Raw genomic sequence first — 17,562 nt, forward strand, 5'->3', positions numbered from 1 at the left:
ACAGTTTTTTTAAAGTATAAAAAAAGCACCCGAAGGTGCTCTTTAAAAATTTTAGCTTATTGTGCCTGAATCCATTTGTCTGCACGGTCACGTGCCTGACGGATCTGTTCTTGGGTTAAGTTAGCTGCCAATGCAGTTTTCTTACCTTCAGATAAAGTAATCACTTTATTGTCCAGCATGCCATCGCGGGTAGAGAGTTCATACCACTGGTAAGCACCCATGTAGTTTTTCTTCTTTTCTTCCATCATGGCCAGATTGAAGCTGGCACGGTTATCACCACGGCTAGCTGCTTTTTCGAAGTACTGGCGAGCCAGTGTTTCATCTTTTTTGGTACCAATACCATCTGCCAGCATACGGCCAACATTCAGTTGAGCCACTGCCAGACCTTGGTCGGCAGCAGCTTTGTACCATGCAAAGGCCTGACGTTCATCTTTCTGGACGTCTTTGCCATATTGATATTTGGTTGCTAAATAAAATTGTGCACCAGGCTGACCCGCTTTAGCTGCTTTAGTCAGACTATGAATGTCCATTACTGAATATTGCGCTGCTTGGCTGGCCACAGAAGGCGTTGGTGCAACGTAATCGGCATGGGCCTGCATGCCAAAAAGTCCAGCCAGTAGCGTCGTACTTAATAATAATTTTTTCATAGAGCGCTCACTCGATAAATTGCGACTTCACCAAACAGATTTGGGAGATGTTTGCTAAGCAAACTATCTTCTTGATTCCCATTCACAGCGAGTCGATTAATAATTTTTATGTTGTTTTCCGCGCATAATGCTTCAAAGTCACGGAAAGTACATAGGTGAATGTTCGGGGTGTTATACCACATATAGGGTAAGGCTTCCGAAACCGGCATTTTCCCTTTTAATGCCAAGAAAGAACGAGTCTTCCAGTGCGCAAAGTTTGGAAAGGTAATAATGGCCTGTTTCCCTACACGCACCATGTCACGCAATAATACGTCTGGTGCATCTACAGCTTGCAAAGCCTGTGCCATCACCACATAGTCAAAAGACTGGTCAGCAAAACGGCTTAAACCGAGGTTTAAGTCCTGCTGGATGATATTTAACCCGCGACTGATCGCAATTGCAATCTTTTCTTGATCAATTTCTAATCCATATGCACGAATATTGTGCTTTTTGCTCATATGGGCCAGCAGTTCGCCATCACCACAACCGAGGTCGAGGATACGTGAACCGGGCTTGATCCATTTTTCAGCAAGTTGTTGGTCAATACGCATTACACAGCCTCCTTCGGTGTTGATCGCAGATGTTCTTCACCGCCCAGGAAGGCGCGCAAGGATTTTACATACAGAGGAATCGGGAACAGGAAGGAGTCATGGCCTTGCTCAGCATCAATATCCAGATAGCTGACAGGCTTATTATTGGTAATTAAGGCGTCTACGATTTCAACAGAACGTGAAGGTGAGAACCGCCAGTCTGTGGTAAATGAAACCACCAAGAACTTACATTTGGTTTGCGCCATCGCTTTGACCAGTGACTGCTGATATTCACGTGAAGGATCAAAGTAGTCTAGTGCTTTGGTCATGATCAGATAAGTATTGGCATCAAAGTTACGGCTAAACTGTTCACCCTGATAACGCAGGTAGCTTTCGACCTGGAATTCCACATCGAAGCCATACATGAATTTGCCAGATTTTAAATCACGGCCAAATTTCTGCTTCATGGCTTCCTCAGACAGATAGGTAATATGACCGACCATCCGTGCCAGAATCAGGCCTCGTTTTGGATAGCTGTCATTTTCTAGATAACGGCCATGATGGAAGTCCGGATCAGACAGAATCGACTGACGCGCGACTTCGTTAAAGGCAATATTTTGTGCAGACAGTTTCGGTGCACTGGCAATAATCACGCATTTTTGCAGACGGTCCGGATAATCTACCGACCATTGCAAGGCCTGCATGCCCCCGAGTGAGCCGCCAATGATGGAATACCACACATCAATCCCCAGACGGTCAGACAGCATCGCCTGAGTTTTCACCCAGTCACGCACAGTGACTAGCGGAAAGTCTGGACCATATGGGCGGTTATCATTTTCGGGATTAGGAGAGGTAGGACCAGTAGAACCATTACAACCGCCGATATTATTTAGCGCCACCACAAAGAATTTATTGGTATCGATTGCCTTACCCGGGCCAATACAGGCATCCCACCAGCCTGGTTTTTTATCATCTTCATGATGATAACCTGCAGCATGATGATGGCCAGACAGGGCATGGCAGATCAAAATGGCATTGGACTTATCGGCATTCAGTTCGCCATAAGTTTCTACCATCAGTTCAAAACGTGGGAGGATGCGACCGCATTCAAGCTCTAACGGCTGTTCGAATTGGAACTTTTGTGGGACAACAAGGCCCACTGAGTCAGCTGGAAAAGACACGGGAATGATTCGCCTTAAATCTTTAGTATGAATAAATAAAAGGATACCATTTGCAGGTATCCTTCTAAAGTCTTTTTACTGCTATGAATTATCGCTAATTCAAATACCGGGTTTAGACGGCAGCAGCAATCACCTGTTCAGTGCTTAACACATCCTGGTCGATCAGGCGGTTGGTACATGCAATAATCGCTTCAATTGAAGAGGTCACAATGTTATCGTGGACACCAGCACCAAAGGCGGATTTACCGGTACCTTTCACTTGAAGTTCAACCAATGCCAATGCTTTGGCATGTGCACCTGAGCTGATGCTACGTTCTTCATAGTTCAAGACGTCAATTGGCAATTGTAATGCATCCAAAATCGCAGAGATTGGACCGTTACCTTCACCACGTAAGCGCTGAGTTTCACCATTGACTTCAACATCTAGCTCAATCACCTGGTTGCCATTTTCATCTGACAATTTATAGTTCTTGGCAGCGTAATGTGCATCTTTAGCATCAACATACGTGTCTTTAAACAATGTCCAGATCGCTTGTGCTGAAATCTCAGTACCATCTTCATCGGTTTTTTGCTGTACGATTTGCGAGAATTCGATCTGTAAACGACGTGGTAAAGTCACGTTATAGTTCGATTCTAACAAGTAAGCGATACCACCTTTACCTGACTGTGAGTTCACGCGAATCACGGCGTCATAGTCACGGCCCAGGTCTTTCGGATCGATTGGCAAGTACGGCATATCCCAGATTTCTTCGTTTTTCTGGAATTCAAAACCTTTTTTGATTGCATCCTGGTGTGAACCAGAGAATGCAGTGAAGACCAAGTCACCCGCATATGGATGACGTGGGTGGACTGGCAAGCCAGTACATTCTTCAACAGTCGCAATGATTTCGTTGATGTTTGAGAAATCCAAGTTTGGTGCAACACCCTGGGTGTACATGTTTAAGGCAATTGCTGCCACGTCCACGTTACCGGTACGCTCACCATTACCGAATACACAACCTTCGACACGGTCAGCACCGGCCATGATCGCCAATTCAGACGCTGCGATCCCACAGCCACGGTCATTGTGACAGTGAACTGAAATGATCACGCCGTCACGACGCTCGATGTTACGGTGCATCCATTCCACTTGGTCGGCATACACGTTTGGTGTAGAGACTTCGACAGTGGCTGGCAAGTTCAAGATCACTTTGTTTTCTGGAGATGCTTCCCAGATTTCAGTCACAGCGTCGCAAACGTCTTTCGCCACTTCCAATTCAGTTGCAGAGAAACATTCAGGGCTGTACTGGAAAACAAATTCAGTTTCAGGCTGTTTTGCTGCGTATTCTTTCACTTTTTGCGCTGCATTAATCGCTAACTGTTTTGCACCTTCAACATCTACGTTCAACACTTTTTGACGGAAGGTTGGAGAGTTAGAGTTGTAGATATGCACGATTGCGCGTTTCGCACCTTGTAAAGATTCAAAAGTACGTGCGATCAAATGGTCACGTGCCTGAACCAGTACTTCAATGTAAACATCAGCCGGAATATGACCTTCTTCAATCAATTTACGGGTGAAGTCGAAATCAATTTGAGATGCAGAAGGGAAGCCGATTTCAATATGTTTGAAACCGATTTTTACCAACATCTGGAACATTTTGAACTTCTGCTCGATGTTCATTGGCTCGAAGATCGCCTGGTTACCATCACGCAGGTCAGTACTCATCCAGATTGGCGCTTTAGTGATTTCATTGTTCGGCCATTGACGGTCTGGTAAGTCCACACGTTGATACATGCGACGGTATTTTTTACTTGGATCAGCCAACATCATGAGAGAGCTCCTTAGGTAGCCTGGCAAATTCGCTTGGTGCAGCAGTTGCTCGGTCTACAGTATAGATTTTGTCTATATATTCGTTTACAGGCAGGTGTGGGTAAATAAGATCAATCCTGTATTTTTTAAAGTCTTGATCATCAGGATCGACCAGACACCTGCATGGTGAACCTATAAGATTAATTTTAGTCCAGAAAACGTGAAAAGTTTTTGCTTTTTCTATGGATTTTAGTCGTATGTTAATAAAGATTTTCTTATAAACTTTAAGAATTGAAAAATATTTTCACTTATTCTAAATATTGTATTTTATATTTTCTTAATTTGGACATAAAGCGTTATTTATTACGTTCAATTGTGCCACAACTCAGTATATTTTAATAAACAATAGATCCAGTTGTTTTTAAAGATCATTGAAGACAGAGCCTCTTTTAAAGTTCAGCCCATTTACGCATTAAATTATGATACAGGTTGGTCAGTTTCATAACTTCTGCATGCTGATCACCCAGCTGCATTCTCAAGTTTTGAATACTCTGATCCAGATTAAACAACATATGCCGCTCTGCATCATCCCTGATCATGCTTTGTACCCAAAAAAATGAAGCAATTCGACAACCGGAACTGATTGGCGTAACTTCATGCAGGCTGGTGGATGGATAAAGAATCATATCGCCGGCAGGCAATTTTACTTCGTGATAACCGTAAGTGTCTTCGACTACCAGTTCACCACCGACATATTCGTCCGGCTCGCTTAAAAAAACCGTACAGGATAAATCCGTTCTGAGGCGTTCACTGCTGCCGCGAATACGACGAATTGAATTGTCGACATGAAAGCCGAAAGATTCATTATTTTCATAGCGGTTAAAAAGCGGGGGAATAATATCCAGTGGAATCGCCGCCGATAAAAACAGAGCATGCTGTCCCAGCGATTCCAGAATAATATTGCTGAGATGATGAGTGAGTGAATGATCTTCAGGTAATTGCTGATTCTGTTTCACGGTGGCAGAGAGCGTACCCGCGGTAACCTTGCCATTGACCCACTCAATCTTATTCATCTCCTCACGGAAATATTGCACCTGTTCTTTGCTCAGTACATTTGGAATATGATGCAGCACGAGAAACCCCTGAATAATCGTCTTTTAAAAATAACATAGCCCCCATCAGGAGGCTATGCGGTTGCATTGAATTAATATTTAAAGTTGACTGCTAACACTGCACTACGTCCTTCTGCTTCAGTAGCATAGTGAGAAGCATAGGCTTTAGTGAAGTAACGTTTGTCAGAAAGGTTATTTACATTCAACTGTAAATCCACATTTTTGTTAACGTTATAACGCGCCATAGCATCGTAGCGTACATAAGATGGAGCCCATTTGATGTTTGCAACATCACCATAAACTTTGTCTGAATATACTGCACCACCACCCAAAGTTAATTGCGGCAATATCTTATAGGTAGTCCATAATGTTGCTGCTTGTTTAGGTACATTAGGCATTTGGTTGCCATTATAAATGGCATTATCTGTACAAGTTGCTGTTGAACCTGAACCACGGCATGATTTACCATTTTTTGTTAATTCACTATTAAGATAAGTATAACCTGCCGAAATATCCCATTTATCGGTAATTTGACCATTTAATCCTAATTCAACACCATCAACTTTACTTTCACCTACATTCGCATAAGTTGTTGGGTCAAGTTGTACACGAGTATTTTGTTTTTCAGTACGGAAGATCGCTGCTGTTAAATTCAAACGATCATTTAACAAGTCCCACTTAGTACCTAACTCGTAAGTTTGTGCTTCTTCTGGATCGATCATTTGGTTATTAGCATTTATGGTTTCGCTGTTATCTCCCCAACCAGCATTTAAGCCAACAGGACTGGCAGAGGTAGCATAACTTGCATAAATTGAACCATTTTCAACAGGTTTAAAGGTTATACCTGATTGATATGTAAAAAAGTCTGAATCATTGTTAGCTGTATATGCAGCAGCTGAAGATGTAGCACGAAAGTTTTGTGCAGCTTCAAACTTGTCCCAGCGCACACCAAGATCAAGTAACCATTGTGGTGTGATTTCAATACTATCTAATAAATATACAGAAGTGCTTTCAACCGTGGCATCAAAGTCTTGGCGGGCTTCTAGACGATCTAAAAATGGTTTTTGAGTTGGATTGTTTAGAGAAGTACACCAATTGCTTGAAAGGTCTTTACAGTCGCTGTAAAACCCAGTTGAGGAAACTTTGCCATCTTTACTGTTAATGATGTTATAACCACCTTTGTCAGTTTCTTGCTTGCTGTATTCAGCACCAACATTAAAGCTATGATTAATGGCACCTGTAGCAAATTTACCTATCAATGCTAATTGATTTGTAAAGGTATCGCTATCTGTGATGGCAGAGTTTTGACGATGCCATACTTGGCCATTAGCTACATTGCCTTTAGAATCATCAGGGTTTGTCCAGACATAATCATTTTTAGATTTGCTGTACATTGCAGTGTTTGTAACGGTTAGATTGTCAGTTAAATCATGTTCTAACTTGATTGTCCCTGCTTGGTTCTCTTGTTTTTGGAAGTCACGATCTTTCCAACCATAATAAACGCCTTGTTTTACTTCCGCAGGTTTACCTTGTGGTTTACCTAAACCAGCATCCCAATATGGTATACCTGAATCGGGAGTATCATCCGATTTTAAATAGTAATAACTTAAAGTTGCACGAGTAGGGGTGTCTAAGCCGAAAGTAATACTAGGGGCAATACCAGCACGTTTATATTCAGCACCATCAGATTGACCTGCTTTCTCATTCATGTGGCCCATAACGGCAACACGTGTAGCAATCCCATTGCCAAAATCTTTGTTGCCATCAAGCGTCACACGTGCGTAAGCATCTGTACCGCCAGCAATAGTACCTTCTAAAAAGTCACCTTTTTTGGCCACTTTAGAAATCATGTTGATGCTACCGCCAACAGTACCTGCACCACCCATAGCAGAAGCAGAACCTTTGGTGACTTCAACTTGTTCTATGGCAAACATTTCACGGTTTTGTGAGGTTGAATTACGAATACCATCTAAATACATTGAGCTTTCAGAGCTATAGCCACGGATAAATGGACGGTCGCCATTCGGGTTGCCGCCTTCACCCGCACCCAAGGTAATACCCGGTACAGTACGTAAAGCATCAGAAAGTGTAGTGACTTGAGTGTCTTCAATCAGTTGTTTAGAAATGACTGATACAGATTTAGGTGTATTCAGTAAGGGTGCAACAAATTTCTTATTTGCGGAATTATCTACTTTTAAACTTGGTGTCTGTTCAGCTTTAACTTCTTGATGAATAGTTTCGAGCTTGACCACATTTTCATCAGCCACAGCATTTACAGTTACGATCGAGAGGGAAGAGGCAATCGCCGATGAAACGAGTTTTTTACGTGATTTGATAAACGACATGTGGGAACCCGAAAAAAGCATAAAATTTATGTATGCGAATAATAATAATTCTTATTTAAATTAAGAATTACTTTTAGATAGGAAATGACGATTTTAAAAATTATATTAATTGCCTTTAGCGATGTTATAGTGTATCAAAATGTTTCTAAGTTAATGTATTTAAACTAAATCTGATTAATAGATTATTATCTTTACTTTTATTGAGATTATTAGAGTTTAAAAAAATTGAAGAAAAGATAAAGAAAAGTTTACTAAAAGCACTATAAAAATCCATAAATGCAGATTAAAGAGATGATCTGTCCAGTTTCAGTAATCAATATATCTATTCTTATTTGAGGAAAGGGATATTTAATCAAAGAAAAATGAATTTGACTGAATAAATTTGATTATTACAGCATTAATAAAGACGATTCAAGTATTGTGTTTTGTATATCTGCAAATGTTGTCATATAATGTGGCACATTTTTATAAACCTGTTATTACCAAATATATAGAGGAAGCCATGCAAGTAACTTCTGAAGCGGTTTCGGGCGTTGCCCGTCGTTTAAATGTTTCTGTACCGACGAGCCGTATTAATGAGCAATTTGAAGCTCGTTTAAAACGCACTGCTAAAACTGCGAAGATCAACGGCTTCCGTCCAGGTAAAGTACCTGTAAACGTAGTTCGTCGTGAATACGGCGCTGGTATCTACCAAGAAGTTGTCAACGACATCATTCGTGATACTGTTTTCGAAGCAATCCAACAAGAAAAAATTAACGCTGTTGGTATGCCAAATATCGAAAAAACTGAAATGAAAGACGACGCTTTAGTTTATGAAGCGACTGTTGAAGTTTATCCAGAAGTTGAAGTGAAATTCGAAGGTCTGGAAGTTGAACGTAAAGCGTCTGAAGTAAATGACAAAGACGTTGAGAAGATGATTGAAAATCTTCAAAAACAACGCGCGTCTTGGGCTGAAACTAAAGGCATGGCGAAAAAAGACATGCAAGTGACTTTCGACTTCGAAGGTACTGTTGATGGCGAAAAATTTGAAGGCGGCGCTGCGCAAGACTTTAAACTTGTTTTAGGTTCTGGCCGTATGATCCCTGGCTTCGAAGATGGTATCATCGGTATGAAGAAAGGCGAAGAGAAAGTGATCGATGTTACTTTCCCTGAAGATTACCAAGCTGAAAACCTTGCTGGTAAACAAGCTCAATTCAAAATCAATGTAAAACTTGTTGAAAAACAAAAACTTCCAGAAATTGATGCTGAATTCCTGAAAATCTTCGGTATTTCTGAAGAAGATGGCGTTGAAAAACTGAAAGCTGACGTTCGTAAAAACATGGAACGTGAAGTGAAAAACGGCCTGCGTAACCAGGTTAAAGGCGCAACTTTCGATGCACTTGTAGCTGCAAACGAAGTTGAACTTCCATCTGCAATGGTTGCTCAAGAAATTGACCGTCAACGTCAACAAATGATCCAGCAGTTCACTCAACAGTTCGGTGCTCAAGGCGCGAAAGCATTTGATTCAAGCATGCTTCCAGATGACCTGTTCAAAGAACAAGCTGAGAAATCAGTTAAACTTGGCGTATTGGTAAGCCGCATTCTTGCTGATGCGAAAATCGAAGTAGATCAAGCGCGCGTTGAAGCTTATATCGAAGATATGGCTTCTTCTTACGAAGATCCAAATGAAGTGATCGAATACTTCAAAAATGACAAGCAACAACGTGCTCAAATCGAAGCAGTTGTACTTGAAGACCAAGTTGTTGATCACATCCTAGCATCTGCTAAAGTGACTGATGCGACTGTAAGCTATGAAGACTTATTGAAAGAGCAACAAGCTCGTCAACAAGGCTAATTCAAGCTTTCCCTAAAAAGGCGCTTCGTGCGCCTTTTTTCATATTAGTAATTTCTTGACATATCTGATTTTCACAAAACTAATGCAAAAAATATGATGGAATTATTCGCGATTATTTTGCAATTTCATTGATTATCCCTCATATTGTGATTATGGATTAAGTCACAAAAATTTAGGAATAAATAAACCTATGTATGTTCCAACGATTGAAAACGCTTTAGTGCCAATGGTGGTAGAACAATCCTCTCGTGGTGAGCGTTCTTTTGATATTTATTCACGCCTTTTACGTGAGCGGGTAATTTTTCTGACAGGTGAAGTTGAAGACAATATGGCCAACCTGATCGTTGCGCAAATGTTGTTTTTAGAAGCTGAGAACCCAGATAAAGATATTCATTTATATATCAACTCACCGGGTGGTTCGGTGACTGCTGGCATGGCGATCTACGATACCATGCAGTTTATTAAACCGGATGTTGTGACTTACTGTATGGGTCAGGCAGCATCAATGGGCGCATTCCTGCTTAATGCAGGAACTAAAGGCAAACGTTATTGCCTTGAAAATGCACGTGTCATGATTCACCAGCCTTTGGGTGGTTTCAAAGGTCAGGCATCAGATATTGAAATTCACGCACGTGAAATTCTGTTCATTAAAGAACGTTTAAACCGTTTAATGGCTGAACATAGCGGTCAGGACTATGAAAAAGTGGCACGCGATACAGACCGTGACAACTTCATGACTGCTCAGCAAGCGAAAGAATACGGTCTTGTGGATGAAGTTCTAACGAAACGTCCATAAGTTTTAGAGATTGAGATATTGGAGTAAATATGTCCGAACATCCTCAAGGACAAAAGCATTGTTCATTTTGCGGTAAAACGCAGTCTGAAGTCGGAAAGCTGATTGCAGGCGAGGACGCATACATTTGTAATGAATGTGTGGACGTATGCTTAGATTTGGTTCAAACCAGTCAACAGGTCGAAACCAATGACTGGGCGAACCGTCCTTTGCCGAAACCGCATGAAATCCGTGCGGCGCTCGATCAATATGTGATTGGTCAGGACGTAGCGAAAAAGACATTATCTGTGGCCGTATACAACCATTACAAACGTCTGAAAGTACAGACCAATGGTAAGAAAGCAGATGATTCCGTTGAAATTGCCAAAAGTAATATCCTGCTGGTGGGTCCGACCGGTTCAGGTAAAACCTTGCTGGCACAAACCCTTGCCCGTCTTCTGGACGTTCCATTTGCCATGGCAGATGCAACAACCCTAACTGAAGCGGGTTATGTGGGTGAAGATGTTGAAAACATTGTACAAAAGCTTTTGCAAAAAGCTGATTACGATGTCGAAAAAGCGCAAAAGGGCATTATCTATATCGATGAAATCGATAAGATTACCCGTAAATCTGAAAACCCATCCATCACACGTGATGTATCAGGTGAAGGCGTACAGCAAGCCTTGCTGAAAATGATCGAAGGTACGGTTGCTTCAATTCCACCACAAGGTGGTCGTAAGCATCCGCAGCAGGAATTCATTCAGATTGATACCTCGAATATCCTGTTCATCTGTGGCGGTGCATTCTCAGGTCTTGAGAAAATCGTACAGCAGCGTCAGGAGAAAGGTGGTATTGGCTTTACTGCAGAAGTCCGTAATAAAGACGAAAGCAAAAAGCTGTCTGAATTGTTCCGTCAGGTCGAAGCGACTGACTTAGTGAAATTTGGTCTGATTCCAGAATTCATTGGTCGTTTACCAGTGATTGCGACTTTAGATGAGCTGGATGAAGAAGCTTTAATGCAGATTCTGACTGAGCCGAAGAATGCATTAACCCGTCAATATAAACATCTGTTTGAGATGGAAAATGTGGACTTAATCTTTGAAGATTCAGCACTACGTGCGGTTGCGAAAAAAGCATTGGAACATAATACAGGTGCGCGTGGCCTGCGCTCGATTCTGGAAAATTCATTGTTAGAAACCATGTATGACTTGCCGAGTCGTAGCGATGTAGGCACTGTGGTAGTCAATGAAGCAGTCATTAATGGTGAAGCTGCACCAGAATTTCTTGCTGAACGTCAACCACATGATGAACCAGAAACAGCGGTAAAAGTTGATTTAAAGGTGGTGAATAGCAAATCTGCTTGATTGCTATTCGTCAGAAACGTGTGAAAACCCCGTGTTTTCGCACGTTTTTTATTTCCAAAAGATAAAAGCAGATGCTAATCTCAACATCTAGGCGTGGACGCCGAAAGCTATAAAAATATATCGCAAAGTACTTACATACAAGAATAAAGACGCAGTGAGGGATAAGCATGCGTGGAGTCGCAATGGTGCTCATCGGCAGTTTGGCGCTGATGGGTTGTCACGGTAAAAAAGCCGTAGTTGAGCCTACACAGCCACTCAGCACTTTAAAAAATATTGATCTTGAAAAAAAACCGGGCTTCGTCGAACAGCATCGGGTGGGGATGTTTACGATTGGTGGCTGGGTCAACCAGAAACAGGGTAATCATTTTCAGGCAGTTAAACCTCAGCATGAGGATGCTGCAATCGTTTATTTATACCGCCCGGATTCCAAATGGAACCGTCAGGAAATTGTCGCTGCCAGCCTATTTATCAATCAGCATCGTATTCCGAGTTTATTGCATAATCATCATTACTGGATTGAGTTGCCTGCAGGTACTTATCGCTTGAGTACCAGTCGCCCTTTAGGTGCGTTGCACTTCCAAAAACCTAAGTATTTGGACTTTACAGTAGAAGCGGGTCAATCCTATTTTATTAAGTATGATGAAGAAAATTTAAGCACCCGTCGTAGTGTTCCGGGACCTCTGATGCTAATGCCAAGCAGTATGGGACTCAATGAAATTGCTTTTACCCAGTTAAAATCGGACAGTTTTAACTTTTTTGCACAGGATCAGGAAACTGGGAAAATCCGCAAGAAAGCCCAGAAAATTAAGGCGACTGAATATGATCCATCTACAGATGTACAGTTAACCACACCGTTTAAACTCTGGGATCCAAGAACCTGGTAATTAATTTTAAAATTCCAATAAAAAAGCACCCATTAAGGGTGCTTTTTTCATGCAGCTTAAATTAGCCTGCAGCAGCGTCAACTACTGGAATCTTGCCAATTTTCGCTTGCCAGATTTTTGGAGCAGTCGCGTGTACAGATGTACCATTTACGTCAACTGCAACAGAAACAGGCATATCTTTCACTACGAACTTGTAGATCGCTTCCATACCCAGATCAGCAAATGCAACCACTTCAGCTTCACGGATTGCTTTAGATACGAGGTATGCAGCACCACCAACCGCCATGAGGTAAGTTGCTTTGTTGTCTTTAATTGCTTCAACAGCAGCAGGACCACGGTCCGCTTTACCGATCATGCCGTAAAGACCAGTTGCTTCTAATACCTGACGAGTGAATTTATCCATACGAGTCGCAGTTGTTGGACCTGCAGGGCCTACAACTTCGTCACCTACTGGATCAACAGGGCCTACGTAGTAGATAAATTTGCCTTTCAGATCAACAGGAAGTTCTTCACCGTTGTTCAGCATGTCTACCATACGTTTGTGTGCAGCATCACGGCCAGTATAGATCGTACCGTTAAGAAGTAATGTATCACCTGGTTTCCAAGAGTTCATTTCTTCTTGGGTAATGTTGTCTAGGTCAACACGTTTAGAAGATGAGGAATCCCAAGTGACTGATGGGTAGTCTTCAAGGCTTGGTGCTTGAATATGCGCAACACCTGAACCATCAAGCGTGAAATGTGCGTGACGGGTTGCAGCACAGTTCGGGATCATGCCGACTGGTTTGCCCGCAGCGTGACAAGGATAATCTTTGATCTTGATGTCTAGAACAGTGGTTAAACCGCCAAGACCTTGAGCACCAATGCCCAATGCGTTTACTTTCTCGAAGATTTCGATACGAAGTTCTTCAAGTTTGTTTTGTGGACCACGACGCAGCAATTCGTCCATGTTGATCTCTTCCATCAATGCTTCTTTTGCAAGCATCATGGCTTTTTCAGCAGTACCACCAATACCGATACCCAGCATACCAGGAGGACACCAGCCTGCACCCATAGTTGGAACAGTTTTCAGTACCCAATCTACGATTGAGTCAGACGGGTTCAACATTGCCAGTTTAGATTTATTTTCTGAACCGCCACCCTTAGCAGCAACAGTGATGTCTACTTTGTTACCTGGAACAAGTTTGTGATAGATCACAGCAGGCGTGTTGTCTTTGGTGTTCTTACGGCCAAAAGCAGGGTCAGCCAGTACAGATGCACGAAGCACGTTAGAGTTTTCAAGATAACCTTGACGTACACCTTCGTTGATCGCATCGTCCAGGCTCATGGTTAAATCAAATTTAACATCCATGCCCACTTCAACAAATACGTTGACGATACCAGTATCCTGGCAGATAGGGCGGTGGCCTTCTGCACACATGCGTGAGTTAATTAAGATTTGCGCGATCGCATCTTTCGCAGCTTTGTTCTCTTCACGGTCGTACGCACGGCTCATCGCTTGGATGAAGTCTTGTGGATGATAGTAAGAAATGAACTGAAGCGCATCTTTAACCGATGTGATCAAGTCATCTTGCTTGATAATAGTTGTCATACAAATATCTCTTGAGCGGGCTGTTAGCTAGCGGGCTAAATTATAAGACAAATGAATCTGGTTGTGGGCGTTTTGCAGGGACATTGGCCAAAAGTTTATAGTTTAAGCAATAAGGCATATTACTTTGGCTGAAAGATTGGTTAAAAATGACCGGTTTTTGTCATATTTACTGTCATATTTCAGCTTAAAGTTTATTTGAATATAATTAAATTTATTATAAATATATGATTTTTATTAATTAATTAAAATTATGGAAATTTCATCATTGTCATATAACTGTCATAAAACTTTTACATAATGCGCTTATCAAATGAATGATGAGTTTTCTTTATGACCCTGACTAGTGTATTGATGGTAATTGCTTTTAGTCTTTATATCGCTGCTACTTGGTTCTACGGCCAGAAAGAAGATCAAGCTTAAGCTTTATCTTCTTTTTTACATTTTAAGAGCTAAAAAATTAGCCTATCTTCAAATCTTCAAATCTTCAAATCTTCAAATCTTCAAATCTTCAAATCTTCAAATCTTCAAATCTTCAAATCTTCAAATCTTCAAATCTTCAAATCTTCAAATCTTCAAATTACCTTAATAAAAAAAACAATATTTCAATCATCTTGGTCTTGCCACAACATGCCTGTGACACAGTTATTTTTCTTCATTACATTATTAACCTAGAAAAACCCAAAGCCTGAAAACCCTTACACACAGCCAATTTTTTAGGGCTTAAACTGAGGTCTCTCAACTTCTATAAATAGGGCAATTGGAATGAGTAACTTTAATACAAATGACATCAAAGAACATGCTTCAGTAATTGCTTCAGATGGTACTCAAGTTGGTAAAGTGGATCATTTAGAAGGTCAGGACAAGATTAAATTGACAAGAAGTGATGACGAGAATAATGAGCATCATCTGATTCCGATTAGCTGGGTAAGCGAAGTGAAAGATGACAGCGTGATCTTGAATAAAACAGCAGAAGATGTGCACAAAGAATGGACCACGGTATAAGTATGATCGTTGCCTGACTTATTCTGGTTTGGCTTAAATACTCAAACTGGATGTAAGTTTAAAATAGGCAAATCTGATCTGTTAAAGTGGTAAATGCCAGCCCGATCGGCTGGCATTTCTTTTGTGTCATCAATATTTTTATTTTAATTTTATTTACTCATAGAGCAGATTACGAACTTGCATAATTTTTTGAGCTAGACAATCTGTAGATTATAGCTCCTTCAATGATTATTGAGAAAGTTTGTTAAATAGATCACTAAAAAACCACCCGATCTTTTGACCGGATGGTTGTGAGTGTTAAAGAAAATTAATTAGCTTGCTGATCTGCCTGAATCGCAGTTAAAGCAATGGTAAACACAATGTCATCGACCAGCGCACCACGTGACAGGTCATTCACCGGCTTGTTCAAACCCTGTAGCATCGGACCGACACTTACGACATTTGCCGCACGTTGTACTGCTTTATAAGTGGTGTTACCGGTATTTAGGTCAGGGAAGATAAACACATTGGCACGACCAGCCACTTGTGAGTCAGGTGCTTTCTGACGGCCCACACTTTCAACTGAAGCGGCATCGTATTGCAGTGGACCATCAATCAACAGATCAGGACGACGCTGTTTAGCAATCTCAGTCGCTTTCGCGACTTTTTCTACGTCTGCACCTGTGCCTGAAGTCCCGGTAGAGTAAGAAATCATAGCAATACGTGGATCAATGCCAAAGGCTTTTGCAGAGTCAGCAGACTGAATTGCAATTTCAGCCAGTTGTTCGGCATCCGGATCTGGATTAATCGCACAGTCACCATAGACATAGACTTCATCTGGCAGCAGCATAAAGAATACAGAAGAGACTAATGAATATTCAGGTGCTGTCTTGATCAACTGGAAAGCAGGACGAACGGTATTTGCTGTGGTATGTACTGCACCAGAAACCAGACCATCCACCTGATCAAGTGCCAGCATCATAGTACCGAGTACGACAGTATCCTGTAGCTGTTCACGTGCCTGCAATTCGTTGATTTTGCCTTTACGCAGTTCAACCATTTTTTCGACATAATTCTCGCGAATCAGGTCGGGATCAATAATTTCAAGATCGTGCGGTAAGTCAATATTACGTGCTTTGGCAACTTCAACCACTTCTTCCGGTTTTGCCAGCAAGATACAGTGCGCAATCCCGCGAGATTGACAGATCGCAGCCGCCTGAATAGTACGTGGCTCATCACCTTCCGGAAGCACAATACGTTTTTTCGCAGTAATCGACTTTTGTACTAGCTCATGACGGAATGCAGAAGGAGACAGACGTGGCTTGTAAGAACCATTAATTAGCTGTGCAATCCATTCTTCATTTAAATGACTGGACACAAAACGAGTGACCTGTTCAGCACGTTCAGTATCATCACATGGAATTTCATTGCTTAAATTGGCTAGACTTTGGGCAGTTTCAAAAGTGCTGAGTGGCGTATGCAGAATAGGCAGACCATGTTTAATCCCTGTCTGGCAGAACTCCAATACAGTCGAATTTGGCTCATAATGTTCAGTCAGCACCAAACCTGCCAATGGAATGCCATTGCTGCTCGCCAGGCTACTTGCCAGCAAGACATCAATCCGGTCTGATGCACTGATAATCAGTTCGCCAGCCACGAATTTATGTAATTCATGTTCAATATTGGACGCAATTAAACTGCTGTGTAAAACACGGCGCTGCTTTGCTTCACCCAGATTGACCCAGTCTGCTGAAATATGTGCTGCTAGGTCAGAAATACGTGGCACACTTAAAGTATTGCTGAATGGAACCAGACCAATGACTGGAAGCTTTTCAGAACCAATATGGGCATGGGTTTTCTGAATAGCTGCTATAAATTTGTTGGTATCACTGATCAGGCGTAAACCGGGATCAATAGTCACCGGGATCTGTGCAGAATCTTCTGGTAAGCCTTTGGTGCGCATAAATAATACGCCAGCCATACGGGTAGAAGAGGACCCACCTAAATAACGTAATTGGCTTTCAACTTTTTCAGCTGCCACTTCAGGCTGGTTGATATCAGCATTGCTGACAATGATGACTTTGGCATCTAGTGCCTGCGCCAAGGCTGCATTAAAGCTTGGCGCAAAGGTATCGCGGCTATTTGGTACCAAACCTTCAACAATAATCAGGTCGTGATTTTTGGCAATCTCACGATGCAGGCGTACTGCATCTTCAAGCAATTCATCTGTTTCACCCAGATTAAAGCGCTGAATCAGACTTTCATAAGTAATCGGTTCAACGGTTTCACTTTGGGATAAATGACGATAGAGTGCTGTAGTGCGATCTGTTTCCTGACTTTTTTCCTGTGAAAAAGGTTTCACAAAACCTGCTTTTACCCCTTGGCATTCTAAAGCATATACCAAACCTAAACAGGCTGAAGTTAAGCCGACGCCTTCTCCGGTCGGCACCAATAAAATCGTTTTCATAAGTAATATCAGTCGCGCAATAATAGAAA

Annotated in this window: 13 protein-coding genes; 5 read left to right on the top strand and 8 right to left on the bottom strand. The window is 41.7% G+C overall.

The window, feature by feature from the left end:
* Positions 1 to 56: 56 nt before the first annotated feature.
* From FOC32_RS06780 to FOC32_RS06805, 6 genes are all read right to left on the bottom strand, one after another.
* Positions 57 to 647, bottom strand: coding sequence for a tetratricopeptide repeat protein (locus FOC32_RS06780; RefSeq protein WP_004781974.1), 591 nt, complete (start codon positions 645 to 647; stop codon positions 57 to 59).
* Positions 644 to 1,237, bottom strand: coding sequence for a methionine biosynthesis protein MetW (gene metW / locus FOC32_RS06785; RefSeq protein ID WP_004781976.1), 594 nt, complete (start codon positions 1,235 to 1,237; stop codon positions 644 to 646). Before metW ends, FOC32_RS06780 begins: the two co-directional genes overlap by 4 nt.
* Positions 1,237 to 2,397 carry a homoserine O-succinyltransferase MetX gene (gene metX, locus FOC32_RS06790; protein ID WP_004781977.1) on the bottom strand — a complete coding sequence of 387 codons (1,161 nt, stop codon included), beginning with the start codon at positions 2,395 to 2,397 and terminating at the stop codon, positions 1,237 to 1,239. The genes metW and metX overlap by 1 nt, the downstream gene beginning before the upstream one ends.
* 112 nt (positions 2,398 to 2,509) lie before the next feature.
* Positions 2,510 to 4,207 carry a 2-isopropylmalate synthase gene (gene leuA, locus FOC32_RS06795; protein WP_034169885.1) on the bottom strand — a complete coding sequence of 566 codons (1,698 nt, stop codon included), beginning with the start codon at positions 4,205 to 4,207 and terminating at the stop codon, positions 2,510 to 2,512.
* A gap of 428 nt (positions 4,208 to 4,635) precedes the next feature.
* The gene (locus FOC32_RS06800) at positions 4,636 to 5,319 is read right to left on the bottom strand and encodes a Fe2+-dependent dioxygenase (RefSeq protein WP_004781981.1); all 684 of its coding nucleotides are present in this window, start codon (positions 5,317 to 5,319) and stop codon (positions 4,636 to 4,638) included.
* 71 nt (positions 5,320 to 5,390) lie between these two features.
* On the bottom strand, positions 5,391 to 7,643 hold the full coding sequence (locus tag FOC32_RS06805) for a TonB-dependent receptor (protein WP_104426629.1): 2,253 nt from the start codon (positions 7,641 to 7,643) through the stop codon (positions 5,391 to 5,393).
* 502 nt (positions 7,644 to 8,145) lie between these two features.
* Here FOC32_RS06805 and tig point away from each other — a divergent pair.
* From tig to FOC32_RS06825, 4 genes are all read left to right on the top strand, one after another.
* A complete protein-coding gene (tig, locus tag FOC32_RS06810) occupies positions 8,146 to 9,477 on the top strand; it encodes a trigger factor (protein WP_005232218.1) in 1,332 nt (443 codons plus the stop codon).
* A 190-nt stretch (positions 9,478 to 9,667) separates the two neighbouring features.
* Complete coding sequence (clpP, locus tag FOC32_RS06815; RefSeq protein WP_004781985.1) at positions 9,668 to 10,273, top strand: ATP-dependent Clp endopeptidase proteolytic subunit ClpP; 606 nt, start codon at positions 9,668 to 9,670, stop codon at positions 10,271 to 10,273.
* A 29-nt stretch (positions 10,274 to 10,302) separates the two neighbouring features.
* Positions 10,303 to 11,613, top strand: a complete 1,311-nt coding sequence (clpX, locus tag FOC32_RS06820; RefSeq protein WP_005232215.1) for an ATP-dependent protease ATP-binding subunit ClpX — start codon at positions 10,303 to 10,305, stop codon at positions 11,611 to 11,613.
* Between the two features lie 167 nt (positions 11,614 to 11,780).
* Positions 11,781 to 12,497 (top strand): DUF2846 domain-containing protein, encoded by a 717-nt coding sequence (locus FOC32_RS06825; RefSeq protein ID WP_005232213.1) that lies wholly within the window; start codon positions 11,781 to 11,783, stop codon positions 12,495 to 12,497.
* A gap of 61 nt (positions 12,498 to 12,558) precedes the next feature.
* Here the strand turns inward: FOC32_RS06825 and FOC32_RS06830 are convergent, their stop codons facing one another.
* The gene (locus tag FOC32_RS06830) at positions 12,559 to 14,085 is read right to left on the bottom strand and encodes a fumarate hydratase (RefSeq protein WP_005232211.1); all 1,527 of its coding nucleotides are present in this window, start codon (positions 14,083 to 14,085) and stop codon (positions 12,559 to 12,561) included.
* 762 nt (positions 14,086 to 14,847) lie between these two features.
* Between FOC32_RS06830 and FOC32_RS06835 the strand changes: the two genes are divergently transcribed.
* On the top strand, positions 14,848 to 15,087 hold the full coding sequence (locus FOC32_RS06835) for a DUF2171 domain-containing protein (protein ID WP_004781996.1): 240 nt from the start codon (positions 14,848 to 14,850) through the stop codon (positions 15,085 to 15,087).
* Between the two features lie 307 nt (positions 15,088 to 15,394).
* Here FOC32_RS06835 and pta read toward each other — a convergent pair whose 3' ends face one another.
* Positions 15,395 to 17,533 carry a phosphate acetyltransferase gene (gene pta, locus FOC32_RS06840; protein ID WP_104426628.1) on the bottom strand — a complete coding sequence of 713 codons (2,139 nt, stop codon included), beginning with the start codon at positions 17,531 to 17,533 and terminating at the stop codon, positions 15,395 to 15,397.
* Between the last annotated feature and the right edge of the window lie 29 nt (positions 17,534 to 17,562).

Origin of the sequence: Acinetobacter sp. FDAARGOS_724 (genome assembly GCF_013364475.1) — a bacterium.
In the GTDB taxonomy this organism is placed as follows: Bacteria; Pseudomonadota; Gammaproteobacteria; order Pseudomonadales; family Moraxellaceae; genus Acinetobacter; species Acinetobacter variabilis.

What these genes read in the sequence shown, in the direction of transcription:
- FOC32_RS06780 (WP_004781974.1), bottom strand. Translation starts at nt 647, where the DNA reads ATGAAAAAATTATTATTAAGTACGACGCTACTGGCTGGACTTTTTGGC.
- metW (WP_004781976.1), bottom strand. Translation starts at nt 1,237, where the DNA reads ATGCGTATTGACCAACAACTTGCTGAAAAATGGATCAAGCCCGGTTCA.
- leuA (WP_034169885.1), bottom strand. Translation starts at nt 4,207, where the DNA reads ATGATGTTGGCTGATCCAAGTAAAAAATACCGTCGCATGTATCAACGT.
- FOC32_RS06805 (WP_104426629.1), bottom strand. Translation starts at nt 7,643, where the DNA reads ATGTCGTTTATCAAATCACGTAAAAAACTCGTTTCATCGGCGATTGCC.
- tig (WP_005232218.1), top strand. Translation starts at nt 8,146, where the DNA reads ATGCAAGTAACTTCTGAAGCGGTTTCGGGCGTTGCCCGTCGTTTAAAT.
- clpP (WP_004781985.1), top strand. Translation starts at nt 9,668, where the DNA reads ATGTATGTTCCAACGATTGAAAACGCTTTAGTGCCAATGGTGGTAGAA.
- clpX (WP_005232215.1), top strand. Translation starts at nt 10,303, where the DNA reads ATGTCCGAACATCCTCAAGGACAAAAGCATTGTTCATTTTGCGGTAAA.
- FOC32_RS06825 (WP_005232213.1), top strand. Translation starts at nt 11,781, where the DNA reads ATGCGTGGAGTCGCAATGGTGCTCATCGGCAGTTTGGCGCTGATGGGT.
- FOC32_RS06830 (WP_005232211.1), bottom strand. Translation starts at nt 14,085, where the DNA reads ATGACAACTATTATCAAGCAAGATGACTTGATCACATCGGTTAAAGAT.
- FOC32_RS06835 (WP_004781996.1), top strand. Translation starts at nt 14,848, where the DNA reads ATGAGTAACTTTAATACAAATGACATCAAAGAACATGCTTCAGTAATT.
- pta (WP_104426628.1), bottom strand. Translation starts at nt 17,533, where the DNA reads ATGAAAACGATTTTATTGGTGCCGACCGGAGAAGGCGTCGGCTTAACT.